Here is a 17036-nt window from a genome sequence, read left to right on the forward strand (position 1 = left end):
GACCCCGGTGGCCGATCTGCACGATGAGCTACGTGAAGTCACCGCCGCACGCGGGCGCATGCATGCCGTACGCGCCCTGCGCCAGAGGCTGCCGGTGCTGTCCCCGGCGCAGGCGCTCGAGTACGTGAGCGCGTTGTTGCACGGCGACGCCCCGGTGCGCTTGGTGTCGGTCGCCGTCAAGGAACTCGTTGAACACCTCAACCCGGTGCTCGCCGCGCGGACCATCCGTCGGGGAGAGGAAGCCGCCGCCGGGGCCCACCGCGCTTGACGCAGCCGTGGCCCGGCACCGCAGGCGGGCCGCCAGAGCTTGAGGCCATGCCCTGCGGACCGGCCCAGCCGGGGTTCTCGCAGGGCAGGCGGCGCCGGAGCGGGGTGCGGCGGCAGGCACCGCAGGCGGGCCGCCAGAGCTTGAGGCCATGCCCTGCGGACCGGCCCCGCCGGGGTTCCGCAAGGCAGGCGGCGGGGGAGCGGGGTGCGGCGGCGGGCCGTTGCCGTGTGATCCTCAGCGTTCCGGCGGCTGTTCCTCGGTCCGAGGCCGGCCGAGGGTCTCCGCCGCGGCCTGCGCGAAATCCTGGATGAGGGGGGAGCGGCGGGACGCCACCCAGGCCAGGGCCACCTCGTTGGGGCCGATGTCCTCCACGGGCAGCGGAATCACATCCGGGCGGGTGTAGAAGCCGGCCGTGGACAACGGGAGCACGCAGATCCCCGCACCGGAAGCCACCAGCTCCAGTTTCTCCTCCACCTGGTGGATCACGGGCACCTCGGTGCGTCGCCGCTCACGCAACTCCAGGGCCACGTCGCGCCATTCGGGTACGGCGTCCGGGTCCTGGAGCAGATGCTCGCCGGCCAGGTCGGCGACGGTCACCGACGCCCTGTCCGCCAGCCGGTGCCCCACCGGCAGCATGACGACCCGCGGCTCCCGGAAGAGCGGCCGTACCTGAAGGCCCTGCTGGTCGATGGGCAGCCGTACGACGCCGATGTCCGCGCGGCCGTCCAGCAGCACCTCCACCTGGTTGCCCCAACTGGTGCGCAGCAGACGCACGTTGACGCCAGGGTGGCGGGCGGTGAAGGCGGTCATGGCCGGGGTGACCGTGATGCCGGGCATGAAGCCGATGGTCAGCGTCGGGCTGCCCTGCGCCGCCGCCTTCACCCGCCGGAGCAGCGCCTCGGCCGAGGCGAGCAGCGGGACTGCGTCCTCCAGCAACTGCTCCCCGGCCGGAGTGAGCAGCGTGCCGCGCCGGTCGCGTGCGAAGACCTCGGCGCCCAGCTCGTCCTCCAGGCTCCGGATCTGCCGGGACAGCACCGGCTGCGCGATGTGCAGCCGCTCGGCCGCGCGTCCGAAGTGGAGTTCCTCGGCCACTGCCACGAAATACCGGAGCTTCCGCAGGTCAAGATCCACCCGGACTCACCGCTCACTCTCTCCGAGGCGACGGCCCGTCCGGGCAGTCGGCTGTCCTGGAACGGCCCCTCGACCGCCCCGTGGGACGACCGAGGAACCTGGTCACGAATTTACCGTCCTGGCCACGGCGAGCCGTCACAGACGGTGCCGCCTCGTTCACAGGAGGTGCCCGACTCGGATCACTCCCCGCGGGCGAGGACGGCCAGCGGGTCGGTGTGCGCGGGCGTCCAGCCCAGCTCGGCCTCGGCGCGTGCCGGGGTGAACTGCTGGTCCAGGGCGAAGGCGTCCGCGACCGGGCCCATCTGCTCGCGGGCCTGCTCCAGCGTGATGGAGGCGACCTTGCCGTCGAGGCCGACGGAGCGGGCGACGGCCAGCGAGCACTCCTTGGCGGTGGGGTTCACACCGCCCACGCCGACGTACACCGAACCGGGCTTCGCCTTCAGGGCGGCGACGTACAGCTCCGCGATGTCGTCGACGTGCACCAGCGCCCAGCGGTTCGCACCGTCACCGATGTAGGGAACCGCGCCCGATTCCTTGCCCGGGACGGTGTAGAAGATGTCGATCAGGCGGTTCTCGCCGCCGTACAGCAGGCCGGGCTGCACCACGACGGGGCGGCCGCCCTGCCGCGCGCGCCGCAGAACGGCGTACTCCACCGGCTTGCGCCAGGCGACCAGGGACGGCGGGTTCCAGGGGGCGGACTCGTCCGCGATGCCGTTCGTGTCGCCGTAGACCCAGGTGCCCCCGGTGTGCACATAGGTGCCGGTGCCGATGCCGTCCTGCATGGCGGTGGCGGCGGCGAGGTCCTCCTCCCCGGTCTCGGCCTGCGCCAGGTGGACGACCGCCTCGGCGCGGGCCGCCGCGGCGTTCAGCACACCGAGATCCCCCAGCCCGCCGCGCACCGGCGTCGCCCCGACGGAGGCGACGGTCCGGGCGGCGTGGTCGTTGCGGGTCAGCGCCTCGACGGTGTGTCCGTGGCGGACCAGCGCGCTGATCGTGGCCTTGCCGATGTATCCGGATCCGCCGGTGAGGAAGATCTTCATGGTCATGGCTCCTGTCTTCGTAAGACCGGTCCGCGTAGGCCGGTGACTTCGCTGACCAGCCTGCGCTCGCAGACGAATCCGCGTCCAAGACCTCTTCTGCCGCCTGTGATACCCGAAGGGCATCAGGTATCGAGGGGTGCCGGTGGTCGCGAAAACGCTCATGCCCGTCAGGCATCACGGAAGCCGAAAGAGGTCTTGGACACGCGTCCGGCCCGCCCGGACCTTGGAACGCGGACCACCGCCATGCCTCACGAGGAGGATGCCCCATGTCCCAGACCGCCGCGTCGCGGCCCGCCACCCCGCCGGCTGCCGCGCACCCCGGCATATCGCGCGCCCTGACCCTGCTGCTGGCGGTGGCCACTGGTGCGATCGCCGCCAACCTGTACTACGCGCAGCCGCTCCTCGCTGTGATCGCCCGCTCCCTGGGCACCTCCACCGGCGCCACCGGTGTCATCGTCACCGTCACCCAACTCGGCTTCGCCGTGGGCCTGGTGTTCGTGCTTCCGCTGGCGGACATCGTCAAGCGCCGGTCCCTGATCAGCGTTCTGCTGCTGCTCGACGTCGCCGCGCTCGCCGCGGTCGGCTTGGCGCCCCAACTGACCGCCGCCGTCGTCGCCTTCGCCGCGCTCGGCCTCGCGAACGTCGCGGCCCAGGTCCTCGTGCCCGCGGCGGCCCACCTCGCCGACGACGCGCAGCGCGGGCGCACCGTGGCGACCGTCATCAGTGGTCTGCTCACCGGCATGCTCCTCGCGCGGACCGTCGCGGGCATCGTGACCGAACTCGTCGGCTGGCGCCCGCTGTTCCTGGGCGCGGCGGTGTTGATGCTTCTCGTCAACGCGGGCCTGCGCCGCGCTCTGCACGGCATCGACGCCGTCCCGGGCCGGCCCGTCGGCTCTGGGGAAGTACTGCGCTCCACCGTCCGCATCTACCGCACCGAACCCGCGGTTCGCGTCCGCTCCGCCTACGGCGCCCTGGGCTTCGCCGCGTTCAGCATCTTCTGGTCCACCGCCGCCCTACAGCTCAGCCGGGCCCCGTTCGGCTACTCGCCCGCCGTGATCGGCCTGTTCGGACTGCTCGGCGCCGCCGGCGCGATGGCCGCCAACCTCACCGGCCGCGTCCAGCGGCACACCCACCCCATGCCCACCGGCGCCGCGATCGCTCTCATCGCCGTCGCCTACGCCGTACTGCTGGTCGCGGGCCACACACTGGGCGGCGTCATCGCGGGCGTGCTGATCCTGGACATCGGTGTCCAGGGGCTGCACGTGCTCAACCAGCGTGTCATCTACGACGTCGACGCGACGGCCCGCAACCGGGCCAACAGCATCTACATGACGTGCTACTTCGTGGGCGGCGCTCTCGGCTCAGCAGCGGCGTCCTTCATGTGGTCGAGGGCCGGCTGGACCGGTATCTGCCTGACCGGCCTCGGCGTCACCGCACTCGCGACCGCGCTGTGGGCCCGCACCTCCGCCCGAGCACGCCGCGCCCACCCGTCACGCGCAGTAGCACAGCGTGACGGGGATCGGACGTCGAGCGACAGCGGGAAGTCCCGTCACCGCTCGGGGGCACGGTCAGTCACATGACTGATGTGCGCGAAGGAGCAGGTTGCCGCGTGACGCCGTATCCGCATGAGCCGGGACGACACTTGGCCGCCCTGCCCGGTCCCGGTGCTCGCCGGGACCGGGACCGGGCGGCCCGGAGCACGATGTGTCTCAGCCGCGCAGTGTCGCGACCGGGCTGTTGTACGCCTCCGCCGTCAGCACCGGGTGCCGTGACGAGCAGGCCCCCGTCGGCCAGGACAGCCGGACCGTCCGGGACTCACCGGGCAGCAGCCACAGATAGTTGTCGCTGTACAGCGTCGGCAGCACCCGGCGGCCGTGCGCGTCCTCCAGCAGCGACAACCGGACCATGGCGGCGACCGCCGAGCCCTGGTTGCGGATCACCGCCGTCAGTTCCTGGCGGTCACCGGAGCGCGACCACCGGGTGATCGCACCCGTGAGCTTCACCTGCTTCGCCTTGTTCAGCCCCCGCAGCGCGGCGGCCTCGCGGTAGCGCCAGTAGGTGTTCCGCGACAGCTCCCGGCCCCGGGAGTCCTCCAGGGTCAGCCGCAGCAGGTGCAGGTCCGGAAGGTCGTCCGTCCACGCGGCGGTGAACGCCTCGGCGGTGGCCGCCCGTTCCACGTCCACCCGGGCCGTCCTGCTCGTGCCGAGCTGGCGGCCGGACAGGTCGTACAGCCGGGCGGTGACGGTGGCGCCCCGCAGGTCGGCCGAGGTGTGGTTCACCGCGATGACCCGCCACTTCACCGGATCGGCCTGCACATGCAGCGGCTCGCAGGCCGAACGGGCGCCGTAGTAGGTGCCGTTGACGTCGAAGTCGTAGTCGTACGTCTGCCAGACCGTGCTGTGCCAGGCCGGGTGGGACATCCACAGCATCAGACCCGAGGCGTTGTCCCACAGGTTGGCGTTCCACGCCTCGAACATGGCGCGGGTGTTCTCGTAGTTGACGAACTGCGCCTTGCGGGCGAAGTCGTCCAGGTCGCCGGACTCGCCCAGGCGGGCCCCGATGGCCGCCTTGTAGTTCTGCGGCGCCTGGTTCCCGTGCTCGCTCCAGTCGTGGTAGTACCAGGCGCCCCGGATCGGCCACTCCGGTTCGTCACCCGTCATGCTGCGGGTGCTCGCCGCGGTGGAGACGACGGGCATGCCGATCTCGGTGTGGAAGCCGAAGTCACGGCTGCCGTACGTCATCGGGTCGAAGTACTTCTCCGGCTCCACCCAGCCGTAGGGGCCGCCGCCCGTGATGATGCCGCCCGCGGAGTTGTTCTGGTAGAGCAGGCCGGGCACCTGCCGCTCCACCGCCTCGCGCATCCCCCTGTCGATGGCGGCCGGGGGGTTGCCCTCGTTCGCGCCGCACCAGACCACCACGCACGGGTGGATGCGGTAGCGCAGCACGGTGTCGCGGGCTAGCGAGTTGAACGCCTCGTGGTCCGGCGGGTCCATGCCCCACGCGTTGGGGAAGTCGTTCCACACCAGGATGCCGTGCCGGTCGCAGGCGGCGAAGAACTCCTCCCGGTCGCTGCTGCCGACCCAGTTGCGGATCATGGTGAAGTTCATGTCCCGGTGCATCCGCACGGCCGCGTCCATGCGTTCCGCCGGCATCCGGCGCAGCAGCTCGTCCCAGCCCCAGTTTCCGCCGCGCGCCAGCACGCGCACGCCGTTGACGCTGATCTTCAGCGGGTCGGGCGTGTTCGACACGGACTTGACGTCGGTCCACTGCTCGCCGTCGTCGGACACCTGGATCGTGTACGACTTCGGATACGCCGTCTCCCAGACGACGGCGACGCGGTCGAACGTCCGCGAGGAGCCGAGGTCCACCTGGATCCACTGGTGGTCCTCGTAGGCGGAGGACCAGCGGGTGTTCGGGTCTCCGTCCGTGGCGTGCGACGCCGGGTGGTCGGACTCCTCCGTGGAGGCGGTGGCCGTCTGGTGCAGGGCGAGGTCGGTGCCCGGGTCACCGCGGTCGACGACCCCGAACGACCACAGCGAGTTGCCCCAACTCGTGTTGCGCAGGCCGCAGTCGAGACGGACGTAGCGTGCGGTCCGCCGGTCGAAGTCCTCGACCTGCAAGCTGGCGTTGCCGTTGTTGAACGGCAGCGGCACCGCCCCGTTGTCCACCGACCTCACGTCGGTCCAGTCGGAGCCGTTCGCGGAGACCTGGACGACGAAGGTCTTCGCGTACGCCTGCTCCCAGGTGAGGTCGACCCGGTCGAAGGACTGGGTGGAGCCGAGGTCGACGCTGATCCACTGGTCGTCCTCATAGGAGGAGGACCAACGGGTGCCGGCGTCACCGTCGGTGGCATTGGCCGCGCCGTTGCTGTCCTGGTCGGTGCTGGACGCCTCGGCGTGGGCGTGCAGCGCGAGGTCGGTGCCGGGCCGGGTGCTGTCCCGGACGGACAGGGTCCACAGGGAGCTGCCCCAGGAGGTCGCCCGCGTCAGGCATCGGACGCGGACGTGCTGGGCCTGCTGCCGGTCGAAGGTCACGGTCTGCGTGTAGGCGTCGCCGGACGCGGTGAACGCGAGCGGTACGTCGTACTCGTAGCCGAACTGGCGGATGCCGAAGCGGGTGGTGCGCCGGTCGCTCTCCTGGCCGCCCACCGACGCGGTGAGCGTGAGGTCGTGCAGGTGGGCCTCGCCCAGACCGTTCGGCCACCACAGCCGGGGCTCGCGCAGCCTCAACTGGCCGAAGGCGTCCGGCGCGAAGACGACGTCCAGGCTCTCGCCCGCCTTCACGGTGACGGTCTTCGACACCCGCACCCCGTCGAAGGCGGCCGTGACCGTCGCCTGGTGGTCGGCGGTGTCCGCGTTGCGCACGGGCACGACGATGGTCAGCTCGGCCACCGACACATCCGGCAGCGCGGGCAGCGCGGTGTCCACGCGCGGGTCGCCGATGACGACGTGCCCGGTCGATCTCAGCCGGACGTGGTTCCAGATGCCCGCCGCGCGGTCGCGTACGGCCGGCATCCAGTCCCAGCCCGAGGACGCCAGGTACGTCGGGGAGTTGAGGTTCATCTGCTGCGCGCCGGCGTCCACCCAGGACTCGCCCAGCGGTCCCTTGTCGCCGGGGCTGCCGGGGACCGGCATCGGCGTGATCTTCACCGCGAGCGCGTTCTCGCCGCTCTCGGTGAGCTGCCGGGTGACGTCGAAAGCGGCTCGGGCGAACGGGTACGTCAGGTCGCCCGCCTGCTTGCCGTTGAGCCACACATCGGCCTTGTGGTTGACGCCGTCGAACTCCAGCCAGATGTGCCGGCCGGCGCCGGTGCGCAGACCGCGCGGCAGCGTGAAGTCCCGCTTGTACCACCAGGAGTGGCGCGACAGCGCCTCCGGTATGTGCAGGTTGTTCAGGCCCGCCACCGGGTCGGGCAGCTTGCCCTGCTCCACGAGCGATCCCAGCACCGTGCCCGGAACGGTCGCGGGCAGCCAGGCGCTGGTGTCCACGGACGTCCTCGACAGGCCGGCGCCGTCCGCTCCGGCCCAGTCGTCCATGGTCAGCCGCCAGCCCGACTCCACGGGCACGGTCCCGTCGTCGGCGACCGTGAGCGCCGGCGCCTCGCCGTGCCGGGTGCCCCAGTCGGTCCAACCGGTGACCGAGGGACGGTGGCCCTCGGCGGTGCCGTACACCTCGAAGCCGTTGAGGCCGAGGGGCAGCGGACTGGAGCGCTTCTGCGAGGTCATGCGCACCCACCGCGCGGACACCGGGCGGGGAAGCTGGATGTCCACGACGCCACCGGTTCCGGCCGTGGTGCTGTACACCGTGGTCCACGACGTGTGGTCCACGGACGTCTCGACCACGAAGACCAGCGAGAAGCTCGACTGGATCTCCTCGCCGGTGGTGCCGCTGTGCACATTGCCGCTGGTGGGCGGCGTGTACACCGGGTCGGAGGCGTCGGCTTCAAAGGTCAGGCGGACCCGCGTGACCTCGCAGACCGCTTGCAGGTCGACGGTTGTCCACTGGGGATCGCCGCCCTCGGCACGCCAGCCGCTGCCCTTGACACCGGGGGAGGAGAGGCGGTCGACCAGGAAGGAGCCGGGGGTGGCGGCGTAGGCCGTCGAAGAGACCGAGACCGGCCGGTAGAGCGCCAGCTCACCGGGGACGGCGGAGGAGTTGACCGGCGCGCCGTCGGGCGCGGCGACGGCGGTCGCCGCAGGAAGCACGGAACCGAGGCCGAATCCGGCCAGCAGGGTGCTGCCCGTGGTGACGATGGCCCGTCGCGACGGATGGCGCGACGAATCCGACTGATCTGTCATGAGCGTGACGTCCCATCAAAAACCGGTGCGGGCCGGACCGCTCCGGGCCTGCCGCAGTAGGAATGACAACGTTGCCAAAGGCTGGGTCGCGCAGCGGCTCATGTCAACCCCCGGTACGAGGATCGGCGTGTGACCGCCTCCGTCGCCTTCTGGCGGGTTGCGATGGATCGTGGCCTTAGCGAACGAGGGAAGCGTGCGGTCGTCGGTCCGTGTGCATGTGGGTGACTCGGGACGTGCTGGGCGGGAATCGGTGCGGGGTCCGGGTATTTGGACGGCCGCCTACGGCGTCGAATTCCCGCCGTGCCCCCTTGTGCGCCGTGGAGCCATCGCGTCGGCCGACCGCGACGAGGTTGGGGCGGCCACCCGCCTTGAATCCGCCGGGCAGTTGCAGATGTGATCGGTGACGAACGGCGACGGTACGGACGTGACGCACCCGCGCCAGGAAGAGCGCTGCCGGACGAGGCCGGTCGGACCTGAGCCACAGGACGGTCGTCTGCTCCGCCCAGTCAGCCGATGCGCGGGTGCTGCCCTGAACGAGGCACTCCTCAGCGGTGTCCGCTGAAGCTGCCTACCGGCCGCCGCGGTGATCCCGGTCCAGCGGGAGAAGGGGGCCTTGTCATCTGCCGGTGAGGCGGCAAGGGGCGTCGGTCTGGGTGGGGCGGGCCTTGGTCGAGAGGCGAAGGGTACGTAGACGGGGCGGTCGTCAGCGGGGACAGGGACGAGGTAGCGGTGTCCGGTCATGTGGCACCAGGCGGGCAGGTCGAGCGGGGCCGCCGCGTCGGTGGCGACGACGTGGACCACGGTTCCCGGCTCGGCACCGTCGATCTCCTTGCGCAGGCGCATCAGGAGGGTGACACAGAGCAGGCCGGTGCCGTCGACCGTGATGTCCGGCGCTGCAATCTCGTGGTTCATGGAGGTCATCGACGGTAGGCGGTGGCGGCGACGGCGGGCAGGAGAGCGAGGGAGAGGAAGCCGCCGGTGAGGGCGAGGGCGGGGTAGCTGGTGGCCGCGACCATGATGCCGGAGGCCATGCCGCCGGTGGCGCCGGCGATCGCGATGGAGACGTCGACCACGCCCTGGGTCCTGGCACGGGTGGCCAGCGGCACGGTGTCCGTGATGATCGCCGTGCCGGAGACGAGGCCGAAGTTCCAGCCCAGCCCCAGCAGGGCCAGGGCGAGCGCCAGGAGGGCGACGGAGTCACCGGGCGCCGCGGCGGCGAGGATGCCGGCGGCCAGCAGGGTGATCCCGGAGGCGGCGGCGATCTTCATGCCGCCGTAGCCGTCGACGAGCCAGCCGGTCAGCGGCGACGGCAGGTACATGGCGCCGATGTGGATGGCGATGACGACGCCCGAGGCGGCGGTGCCGTTCCCGTGGTCGTGCAGGTGGACCGGCGTCATGGTCATGATCGCGACCATGACGAGCTGGGTGAGGACCATGACCAGCGCGCCGAGAACGACGCCTCCGCGGCCCTCGTCCGCGCCGGCGACTTCGGAGGCGGCCGGGTGCGCGGCGGCGTCGGCGTCCTTGCCCCGGGCGACGGTGCGGGCCAGGAGCAGCGGGTCGGGTCGCAGGCAGAGGGCGAGAACGAGCGAGGCCAGCGCGTAGGCGGCGCCGGAGAGCATGAAGGGGCCGGCGAGGTCCGGTATGCCGAGGTGTTCGGCGAAGCTGCCGGTCGGGGCGGCGAGGTTGGGGCCGGCGACACCGCCGAGCGTGGTCGCGACCAGCACCGTGGAGACGGCCCGGGCCCGGTGACCGGGGCGGGCGAGATCGGCCCCGGCATAGCGGGCCTGGAGGTTGGTGGCGCTGCCCGCGCCGTACACGAAGAGGGCGATGAACAACAGGACGGGGTTGTCCAGGACGGCCGCGGTGATGACGCCGGCCGAGCCGATGGCACCGGTGAGGTATCCGGCGGCCAGGCCGGAACGGCGGCCGCGTCCCTGGGAGATGCGGCCGACGGCCACGGCGGTCAGCGCGGACCCGGCGGTGACCAGGGCACTGGGCAGGCCGGCGAGGCTGGTCGAGCCGAGCATGTCCTGGGCGAGGAGCGCGCCGACGGTGACGCCGGCGGCGAGGCCCGCGCCGCTGAGGATCTGGGAGGCGACCAGCACGCGCAGGATACGGCGCTGGGCCTGCGCGGGGTCGGATATGTGGGCCGTCGTACCGGCGGGTGCGGTGCTGGTCATGTGTCTCCCGGGGCGGGGTGTCGCCATGCGCGAGGAGCCGGGCACGGCCGAACGGGCTTCGTTCTGTGCGTCGTACACGTTGCGCGTCGTTACGCGTCCGGGTGCCGGCCCACAACCTTCGTTACGGGCCGGCGCACGAGACGGGGACAGGTACCTACCCGCTGGCGGTGGTGACGCCGATGCCGGGCCGATTCACCGCCGCGAGGACGGCCATGGCTGCACGCTCCCCGGCGGCGAGGGCGCCTTGGATGTGTCCGGCGTACTCGGTCGCCGTCTCTGTCTCCGGTTCCGAAAGGGCCGCTCTCCCGAGCAGGCATCCGTGGTTCAGTAGCCATGCCCGGGCCGACCGGATGCGCTCGGAGGTCTACGGGTTCGCGCCCGGCAGGCTTCCGGGCGCCGGGTGGCCGATCCGCGCGATGTCCTCGGCCAGACCGGCAAGGTCGGCGTTCGGGTTGAGCACGGCGACGATCTCCGGCGTCACCGGGCGCCCCGTCAGGACATGGCGGACCGCCTCGACGTCGACAGGGGTCTCGTAGTGCTCGGAGGCCCACTGTGCGTAGGCCTCCGGTGAACGGTCGACCAGGAGCTCGAAGAGGACGTCGGCACCGTCCGGGTCGCCGTCGGCCTTCTCGGGGAAGACGATGACCCCGCTCCGCCAGCCGGGGTCGGTCGCCCGGCGCCACAGGCAGCAGGTGACGGCGGGGACCCCGCGCTCGTCGCGGAACGCGGGCTCCGCGACGTACTGGCGGAAGACCTCGGGCACGTCATCGAGCACGCCGGGCCACACCGCGGGGACGTCCATGCGGGCCCAGGGGCTCATGGGCGACTCGTGGTCGAAGCCCCGGACGTACGCCCCGACGCCCGAGAACACGATCGCGAACTCGCTCCCGATCCCGTCCCGCATGGACGCCATCTGCTCGCCCTCGCCCCAGTGGGCGTCGAAGGAGTAGAACCGTGCGTCCCACTCCGGGCTGAGCACGGCGTCCAGCAGCGCGAGCCCACGGCAGTGGTCACGCAGTTCCTTGATGCCCGGCAGCGCCCGGGCCACATCGTGTACGGTCACGCGCCCATTCCATCGCACGCGTACGGCGTCGTCGTGCGAATCGAGGGCGTTGCCCGACTCGGCGACGAGACCGAGGAGCACGGCGAGCTGAGGGAGCGAATCGGCGGCCGGTCCCTCCCAACCGGCTCGGTGGTCCCACCCGTTGGTCCCCAACCCAGTCCGTGATACGGAACCGGAGGTGCCACCACGCCACCGGCAAAAAGGTGCCTGTGGGAGCCGTCTTCCCGAAGGTCGGACCGGTCCCACAGGCACCGGGGGAGGGTGTTCCCGGGCGAACGGCACATGCCCAGCGCGCCGCCGCCCGGGACCCTTGCTCAGACGTCGTAGTCGAGTGTCCATTCGGCCGGCTTGCCCATGTGCATGACGAAGCTGCCGCTGCCGGTCAGACCGGCCAACTCGCCACTGGCCGAGCCGGGTACCACGGTCAGGTCGGCCTTGACCGTGCCGTTGGCGAATTCGCCCTCGTGGCGGAGCACGAAGCTGCCGCTGCGTCCGCCGAGCGTCGTGGTGACGTGCTCGAAACCGAGGAAGGTGACCGCGGCGTTCTCCTGCTCGGGGTAGACCAGCAGGTACTCGACCGTGCTCGCTTCGGTCTCCATGTCGCCACGGTAGGCGTTGCCCACCTCGGCCCGACTCAGCTTGGGAGCGACGCCCTCCGCCGTCAGCTGCTTCTCGTCCCAGCTCTTGTTGTCGAACTGACCGCTTGCTTGAGCCATTTCCTACTCCCTGACTTCGGTTCTTCACTGTTCTTCACTGTGCGTTCCGCCTCCCCGGTGGGGGAAGCAGCGATCGGTGAGGTCAGTCCGTGGCGCCCGCCGGCCGAGCCGCGCCGGCGTCGTCGGAGGGTTTCGGCGCCTGAGGTGCTCCGCGCAACGGCACCTCGCGCAGTGCCAGGGAGACCGGCACGGCGAGCGCCATCACCGCGGCGGCGATCCAGAACACCGGGTGCATCGCGTCGGCCAGTGCGTCCGGTCGCAGCCTGCTCGTCGAGCTCCCTCCCAACTGGGCCGTCATCACCGCGCCGAGCACGGCGAGCGCCACCGGGCCGCCGAGCATCCGCCAGAACTGGATCTGGCTGGTGCCCACGCCCATCTGCTCCATCGGCAGAGCGCTCTGCATCACCAACGTGGTCAGCGGCAGCACTGTACCCAGGCCGGCGCCGACCAACACGATGGACACCACGGGCAGCCACACGCCCGTGCCGGGCTTCACCAGGGTCAGCAGCACCAGCGCGAGCGCCGCGACACCCAGCGGAATCGCGAACAGGTAGCGGTAGCGCGGGACCCGGTGGATCACCCGGCCGGCCAGCATGCTGGTCACCACGATCGCCAGCATCATCGGGGCGAGCAGGTTGCCCGAGGACGTCGCGGACGAGCCGAGCACCCCCTGGTAGAGCAGCGGCACCAGATAGACCGCGCCCATCATGGCGAACGCCGACAGGAACGCGGTGCCGATCATCACGGTGAACGTACGGTTGCGGAAGAGCCCGAACGGCACGATCGGATGGGCGGCACGGGACTCCACACGGCCGAACGCGGCCAGCATGACGACCCCGGCCAGCAGCGGAGCCCATACGAGCGGCTCGCCCCAGCCGTGCCCCTCGCCGGCCCAGGACAGTCCCAGCAACAGGGGCACCACTCCGGTGGCCAGGACCACCGCACCCGGGAAGTCGATGTCCCGCCAGGCCGCGTCCGTACGGATGACGGGCAGGGCCGAGGCCACGAGGACGAGAGCGACGAGACCGACCGGCACGTTGATGTAGAAGATCCAGCGCCAGTCCAGACCGTCGGTGATCCAGCCGCCCAGCGGGGGACCCAGCACGGAACTCAGTCCGAACAGCGAACCCGCCATGCCCTGGACCTTGCCCCGGCTCTCCGGCGGGTGAATCTCACCCAGGGTGGTGAGGCAGTTGGACAGCAGAAGTCCGCCGAACAGACCCTGCACACCGCGCAGGGCGACCAGCTCCGGCATGTTCTGGGACAACCCGCACAGCCAGGACGCTGCCATGAAGCCGGCGATACCGCACAGCAGGAACAGCTTGCGGCCGAACATGTCGCCGAGCTTTCCGCCGATCGGGATCAGTACGGCGCCGGCCACCATGTATGACGTGCCCACCCAGGTGTACAGCGACAGCCCGTCGAGATCCCGTGCGATCGCAGGCATCGCGGCGCCGACCACCGACTGGTCGAGCGAGGACAGCACCAGGGCGAGCAGCACGCCGACCGTGGCGGTGGTCCGCTGCCCCGGGGTCAGCAACGCCGCCCTGTCGGTCGGCGCGGTGGGCTTCGCGGACGCGGTCGTCCGGTCGGCTTTCCGGAAGGCCGCGTCGGACGCCTCCCCGGCGGGGGGCGATGCGGTGGGCACGGACGCCTCCGGGGTGGACACAGAGGGAGTGGGGTCTTCCGTTTCTTCGTTCACGTTGACTTCCTGAGGCGATCGAGTGATTCCATCGGATCGTGTGCTGCGTCCCGCACTGCACGGCCCCTTTGCGCGACGCACCGGAGTGTGCCCCACCTCCCGGTACCGTCCGGCGACTTCCGGCCACATCGCCCCCGACTCAGTGGCCCTTGGCGAGTACGGTCAGTTCCACCCGCCACACCTGCTGCCGGGCGGCCTCCGGCGCGGGCAGCGCTCGCAGAGCTGCCACCACCGGAGCGACCCGCGTGGCGAACTCCTCGTCCGACAGGCGCAGGACGAATGACGGCTCCCGTCGCTCCAGACTGCTCGCGAAGGCCGACGGTGACATGGCCCGTGGATGCGCGGCCGCCGGAGCACGGGTGACCTGTTCCAGCCCCACGGCCCGGCCCGCCTCCACGATCGCCTCCCACGAGTCATGACGGGCCTGTTGGAGATCGTCCAGCGCCGCCATGGCCGTCACCACATCGTCACGTGTCTCGGGCTCGGGACTGCCGTGCAGTGCCAGCAGCCGACCGCCGGGCAGCAGCACCCGGGCCGCTTCGGCCACAGCCCGGCCCATGTCGTCCACCAGGTGCAGGACGTGGGCGAAGAGCACGTTGGCGACCGACCTCGACGCGAACGGCAGCGCCGCGGCGTCGGCGCACACCACGGTGGGGCCCAGCCGGTCCACGGCCCGGCGCAGCATCGGGAGCGACAGATCGGCTCCCACCACCCGGCGGTCCGCCGCGCGCAGTGCCGCGGCCACCGCACCGGTGCCCACGCCCACGTCCAGCACCGTGCCCGCGGCCAGGTGCGGCAGCAGGTCCCCGGCGGCCTGCCGTCCCCGCTCCAGACCGCCGCGAGCCGCGTCGTACCCCGCCGCCTGACGGTCGAAGGCACCGCTCATCGGTCAGCGGGGCAGCAGTTCGAAGGCGATCGCGGGGCGGCCCCCGAACCGCTCCCCGGTGAACTTCGCGAACTGGGTGAGGGGAGTGCGCACATCGGCCATGCGCGGGCCCAGCGCGGCCAGATAGGCACTGTGCGCCTCAAGGGATTCCACGGCGCGGTCCAGCGTGTCCGTGATGTCGACGGCATGGGTGGGCCGGGGGGAACTGGCGATCGCCACGTACTTCACACCGTTCCACGGCTCCAACCCCAGCTCGGGGAAGATCCAGCGGTTGCCCGCGTCACCCACCGCGTCCAGGAGAGCCCGTCCGGCGTTTCGATGGTCCGGCGTGTTCCACTTGCCGTTGCCGAAGGCGTCGTGATGGTTGAAGCCGACGACCAGCTCCGGCTGGAACCTGCGTATGGCCGCCGCCAGGTCACGGCGCAGCGGCAGGCCGTACTCCAGGGTCCCGTCCGGGTGGTCGAGGAACTCCACCTGCCCGACGCCCACGATCCCGGCCGCGGCGATCTGCTCTTCGGTGCGGGCGGCGGCAGCGGCCTCCGGTTCCATCGAGTCGATACCCGCCTCCCCCCGCGTCATCAGCAGGTACGCGACGTCCTTGCCCTTGTCGGTCCAGGCCGCCACGGCTCCGGCCGCACCGAACTCGACGTCGTCGGGGTGCGCGACCGCCACGAGGGCGCGTTCCCAGTCGTCGGGCAGGGGGACAAGCTGGTTGTCGCTCATGACCGGCTTCTCGATTCTCTCGAGGGACGTGGATCGAACGCCACTGAACCACGGGCCGGCTCGCGTCTCGTGCTCAATGTTGCACAATCCGCAACGCTGATTGGCCCATCCATGGCCGGACGCTCCGTACGCGCAGATTTGAGCAGCCGATCGCGATCCGTGTCCCTAAGTTCGAAGCCCGAGCGCGCCCCTCTCGAAGGAGATCTCTCGTGCACGACTACGACGTCATCGTCGTGGGCGCCCGCTGCGGCGGAGCCCCCACGGCGATGCTCTTCGCCCGCGCCGGATACCGGGTGCTGCTGCTGGATCGTGCCACCTTCCCGTCGGACACCCTGTCCACCAACTACATCCACCAGCCCGGCGTCGCACGCCTCGCCCGGTGGGGACTGCTCGACCAGGTCGTCACCTCCGGGTGCCCGCCCCTGGAGCGGATGCGTTACCGGCTCGGAGACGTCGAACTCTCCGGCTGCGCCAGCGGCGTCGACGGACACCGTGCGGCCTACGCGCCTCGTCGACACGTCCTGGACAAGATCCTCGTCGACGCCGCCGTGGCCTCCGGTGTCGACCTGCGCGAAGGCGCCTCGGTGGGCGGTGTGCGCCGCCAGGGCGACCGGGTGACCGGTGTGGAGTACACCGCCTCCGGCCGGCGCCGCACCGCGGACGCCGCCCTCGTGGTCGGCGCCGACGGCATGCGGTCCACCGTCGCCCGCCTCGTGGGGGCCCGCCGCCGCGTCTCCGACGCGCGGATGACGTGCGCGTACTACACCCTCTGGGAGGACGTGACAGCGGACTTCGAACTCTACGAGAGCCCGGGGCGCTGGGTCGGCGCGGTGCCCACCCACGACAACGCCACGCTGGTCGCCGCCTACTTCCCGCAGGAAGAGTTCGCCGCGGTCCGTTCCCGCGCGAAGGACGCGTATCTGGAGACCGTCCGCACCACGGCGCCCGAGCTGTGGGCACGCATGGAGGGCCGGAGGCAGACCGAGCGGCTGCGCGGCACCGGCGACCAGCAGAACTACTTCCGCACCGCCCACGGCCCCGGCTGGGTCCTGGTCGGCGACGCCGGCCACCACAAGGACTCCATCAGCGCCCGGGGCATCACTGACGCCTTCCTCCAGGCCGAGCTGCTCACCGAGGCCGTCGGCGCCGAACTGCACGACGAGGAACTCCTCGACAAAGCCCTGCGCACCTTCGCCGAAAGGCGGGACGAGGAACTCACGGACAGCTACCGGGCCACGCTCACCGTCGCCCAGCTCGACGCACGGGAGCAGCGCACCGCCCTGCTGCGCGTGATCCAGGCCGACCCCGAGCTGACGGTCAGGTACTTCGACACCGTCGCCGGGATCAGGCCGATCCGCGAGCTGTATACCCCGGAACTGATGGCGCGCATCCAGCCGGCCGGATGAACGGTACGGAAGGGGGGGGGGGGGGGGGGGGGGGGGGGGGGGGGGGGGGGGGGGGGGGGGGGGGGGGGGGTGGGGGGGGGTTGTTTGTTCTGTCCCTCATGCTCCCGTCTCCTTCTTTTT

13 protein-coding genes are annotated in these 17036 nt (G+C 71.4%); 3 read left to right on the forward strand and 10 right to left on the reverse strand.

Annotation, left to right across the window (positions count from 1 at the left end; genetic code table 11):
* The first annotated feature begins 7 nt into the window (after positions 1 to 7).
* Entirely contained in the window at positions 8 to 268 is a 261-nt protein-coding gene (locus tag ACZ4WH_RS20910; RefSeq protein ID WP_468182483.1) for a hypothetical protein, read from the forward strand.
* Between the two features lie 234 nt (positions 269 to 502).
* Here ACZ4WH_RS20910 and ACZ4WH_RS20915 read toward each other — a convergent pair whose 3' ends face one another.
* Positions 503 to 1399 (reverse strand): LysR family transcriptional regulator, encoded by an 897-nt coding sequence (locus ACZ4WH_RS20915; RefSeq protein ID WP_468182485.1) that lies wholly within the window; start codon positions 1397 to 1399, stop codon positions 503 to 505.
* A gap of 179 nt (positions 1400 to 1578) precedes the next feature.
* Positions 1579 to 2439 carry an NAD-dependent epimerase/dehydratase family protein gene (locus ACZ4WH_RS20920; protein WP_468182517.1) on the reverse strand — a complete coding sequence of 287 codons (861 nt, stop codon included), beginning with the start codon at positions 2437 to 2439 and terminating at the stop codon, positions 1579 to 1581.
* A gap of 266 nt (positions 2440 to 2705) precedes the next feature.
* Between ACZ4WH_RS20920 and ACZ4WH_RS20925 the strand changes: the two genes are divergently transcribed.
* Positions 2706 to 4019, forward strand: coding sequence for an MFS transporter (locus tag ACZ4WH_RS20925; protein WP_468182487.1), 1314 nt, complete (start codon positions 2706 to 2708; stop codon positions 4017 to 4019).
* A 129-nt stretch (positions 4020 to 4148) separates the two neighbouring features.
* Here ACZ4WH_RS20925 and ACZ4WH_RS20930 read toward each other — a convergent pair whose 3' ends face one another.
* From ACZ4WH_RS20930 to ACZ4WH_RS20965, 8 genes are all read right to left on the reverse strand, one after another.
* Entirely contained in the window at positions 4149 to 8237 is a 4089-nt protein-coding gene (locus ACZ4WH_RS20930; RefSeq protein WP_468182489.1) for a discoidin domain-containing protein, read from the reverse strand.
* A gap of 279 nt (positions 8238 to 8516) precedes the next feature.
* Positions 8517 to 9158, reverse strand: coding sequence for a sulfurtransferase TusA family protein (locus tag ACZ4WH_RS20935; protein ID WP_468182491.1), 642 nt, complete (start codon positions 9156 to 9158; stop codon positions 8517 to 8519).
* Entirely contained in the window at positions 9155 to 10420 is a 1266-nt protein-coding gene (locus ACZ4WH_RS20940) for an MFS transporter (protein WP_468182493.1), read from the reverse strand. The genes ACZ4WH_RS20935 and ACZ4WH_RS20940 overlap by 4 nt, the downstream gene beginning before the upstream one ends.
* Positions 10421 to 10784: 364 nt before the next feature.
* Positions 10785 to 11483 (reverse strand): hypothetical protein, encoded by a 699-nt coding sequence (locus ACZ4WH_RS20945; RefSeq protein WP_468182495.1) that lies wholly within the window; start codon positions 11481 to 11483, stop codon positions 10785 to 10787.
* A 314-nt stretch (positions 11484 to 11797) separates the two neighbouring features.
* Positions 11798 to 12199, reverse strand: coding sequence for a DUF3224 domain-containing protein (locus tag ACZ4WH_RS20950; RefSeq protein WP_468182497.1), 402 nt, complete (start codon positions 12197 to 12199; stop codon positions 11798 to 11800).
* A gap of 82 nt (positions 12200 to 12281) precedes the next feature.
* A complete protein-coding gene (locus tag ACZ4WH_RS20955; RefSeq protein WP_468182499.1) occupies positions 12282 to 13901 on the reverse strand; it encodes an MDR family MFS transporter in 1620 nt (539 codons plus the stop codon).
* 139 nt (positions 13902 to 14040) lie between these two features.
* Positions 14041 to 14787, reverse strand: a complete 747-nt coding sequence (locus tag ACZ4WH_RS20960) for a class I SAM-dependent methyltransferase (RefSeq protein ID WP_468182501.1) — start codon at positions 14785 to 14787, stop codon at positions 14041 to 14043.
* Positions 14788 to 14790: 3 nt separating this feature from the next.
* Entirely contained in the window at positions 14791 to 15510 is a 720-nt protein-coding gene (locus ACZ4WH_RS20965; RefSeq protein WP_468182503.1) for a PIG-L deacetylase family protein, read from the reverse strand.
* Positions 15511 to 15719: 209 nt separating this feature from the next.
* Between ACZ4WH_RS20965 and ACZ4WH_RS20970 the strand changes: the two genes are divergently transcribed.
* A complete protein-coding gene (locus ACZ4WH_RS20970) occupies positions 15720 to 16916 on the forward strand; it encodes an NAD(P)/FAD-dependent oxidoreductase (RefSeq protein ID WP_468182505.1) in 1197 nt (398 codons plus the stop codon).
* Positions 16917 to 17036: the final 120 nt, after the last annotated feature.

This window comes from Streptomyces sp. NPDC029138, assembly GCF_055564375.1.

Coding starts and splice junctions, on each gene's coding strand:
- ACZ4WH_RS20950 (WP_468182497.1), bottom strand. CDS start 12,199: ATGGCTCAAGCAAGCGGTCAGTTCGACAACAAGAGCTGGGACGAGAAG.
- ACZ4WH_RS20925 (WP_468182487.1), top strand. CDS start 2,706: ATGTCCCAGACCGCCGCGTCGCGGCCCGCCACCCCGCCGGCTGCCGCG.
- ACZ4WH_RS20930 (WP_468182489.1), bottom strand. CDS start 8,237: ATGACAGATCAGTCGGATTCGTCGCGCCATCCGTCGCGACGGGCCATC.
- ACZ4WH_RS20940 (WP_468182493.1), bottom strand. CDS start 10,420: ATGACCAGCACCGCACCCGCCGGTACGACGGCCCACATATCCGACCCC.
- ACZ4WH_RS20960 (WP_468182501.1), bottom strand. CDS start 14,787: ATGAGCGGTGCCTTCGACCGTCAGGCGGCGGGGTACGACGCGGCTCGC.
- ACZ4WH_RS20965 (WP_468182503.1), bottom strand. CDS start 15,510: ATGAGCGACAACCAGCTTGTCCCCCTGCCCGACGACTGGGAACGCGCC.
- ACZ4WH_RS20920 (WP_468182517.1), bottom strand. CDS start 2,439: ATGAAGATCTTCCTCACCGGCGGATCCGGATACATCGGCAAGGCCACG.
- ACZ4WH_RS20935 (WP_468182491.1), bottom strand. CDS start 9,158: ATGACCTCCATGAACCACGAGATTGCAGCGCCGGACATCACGGTCGAC.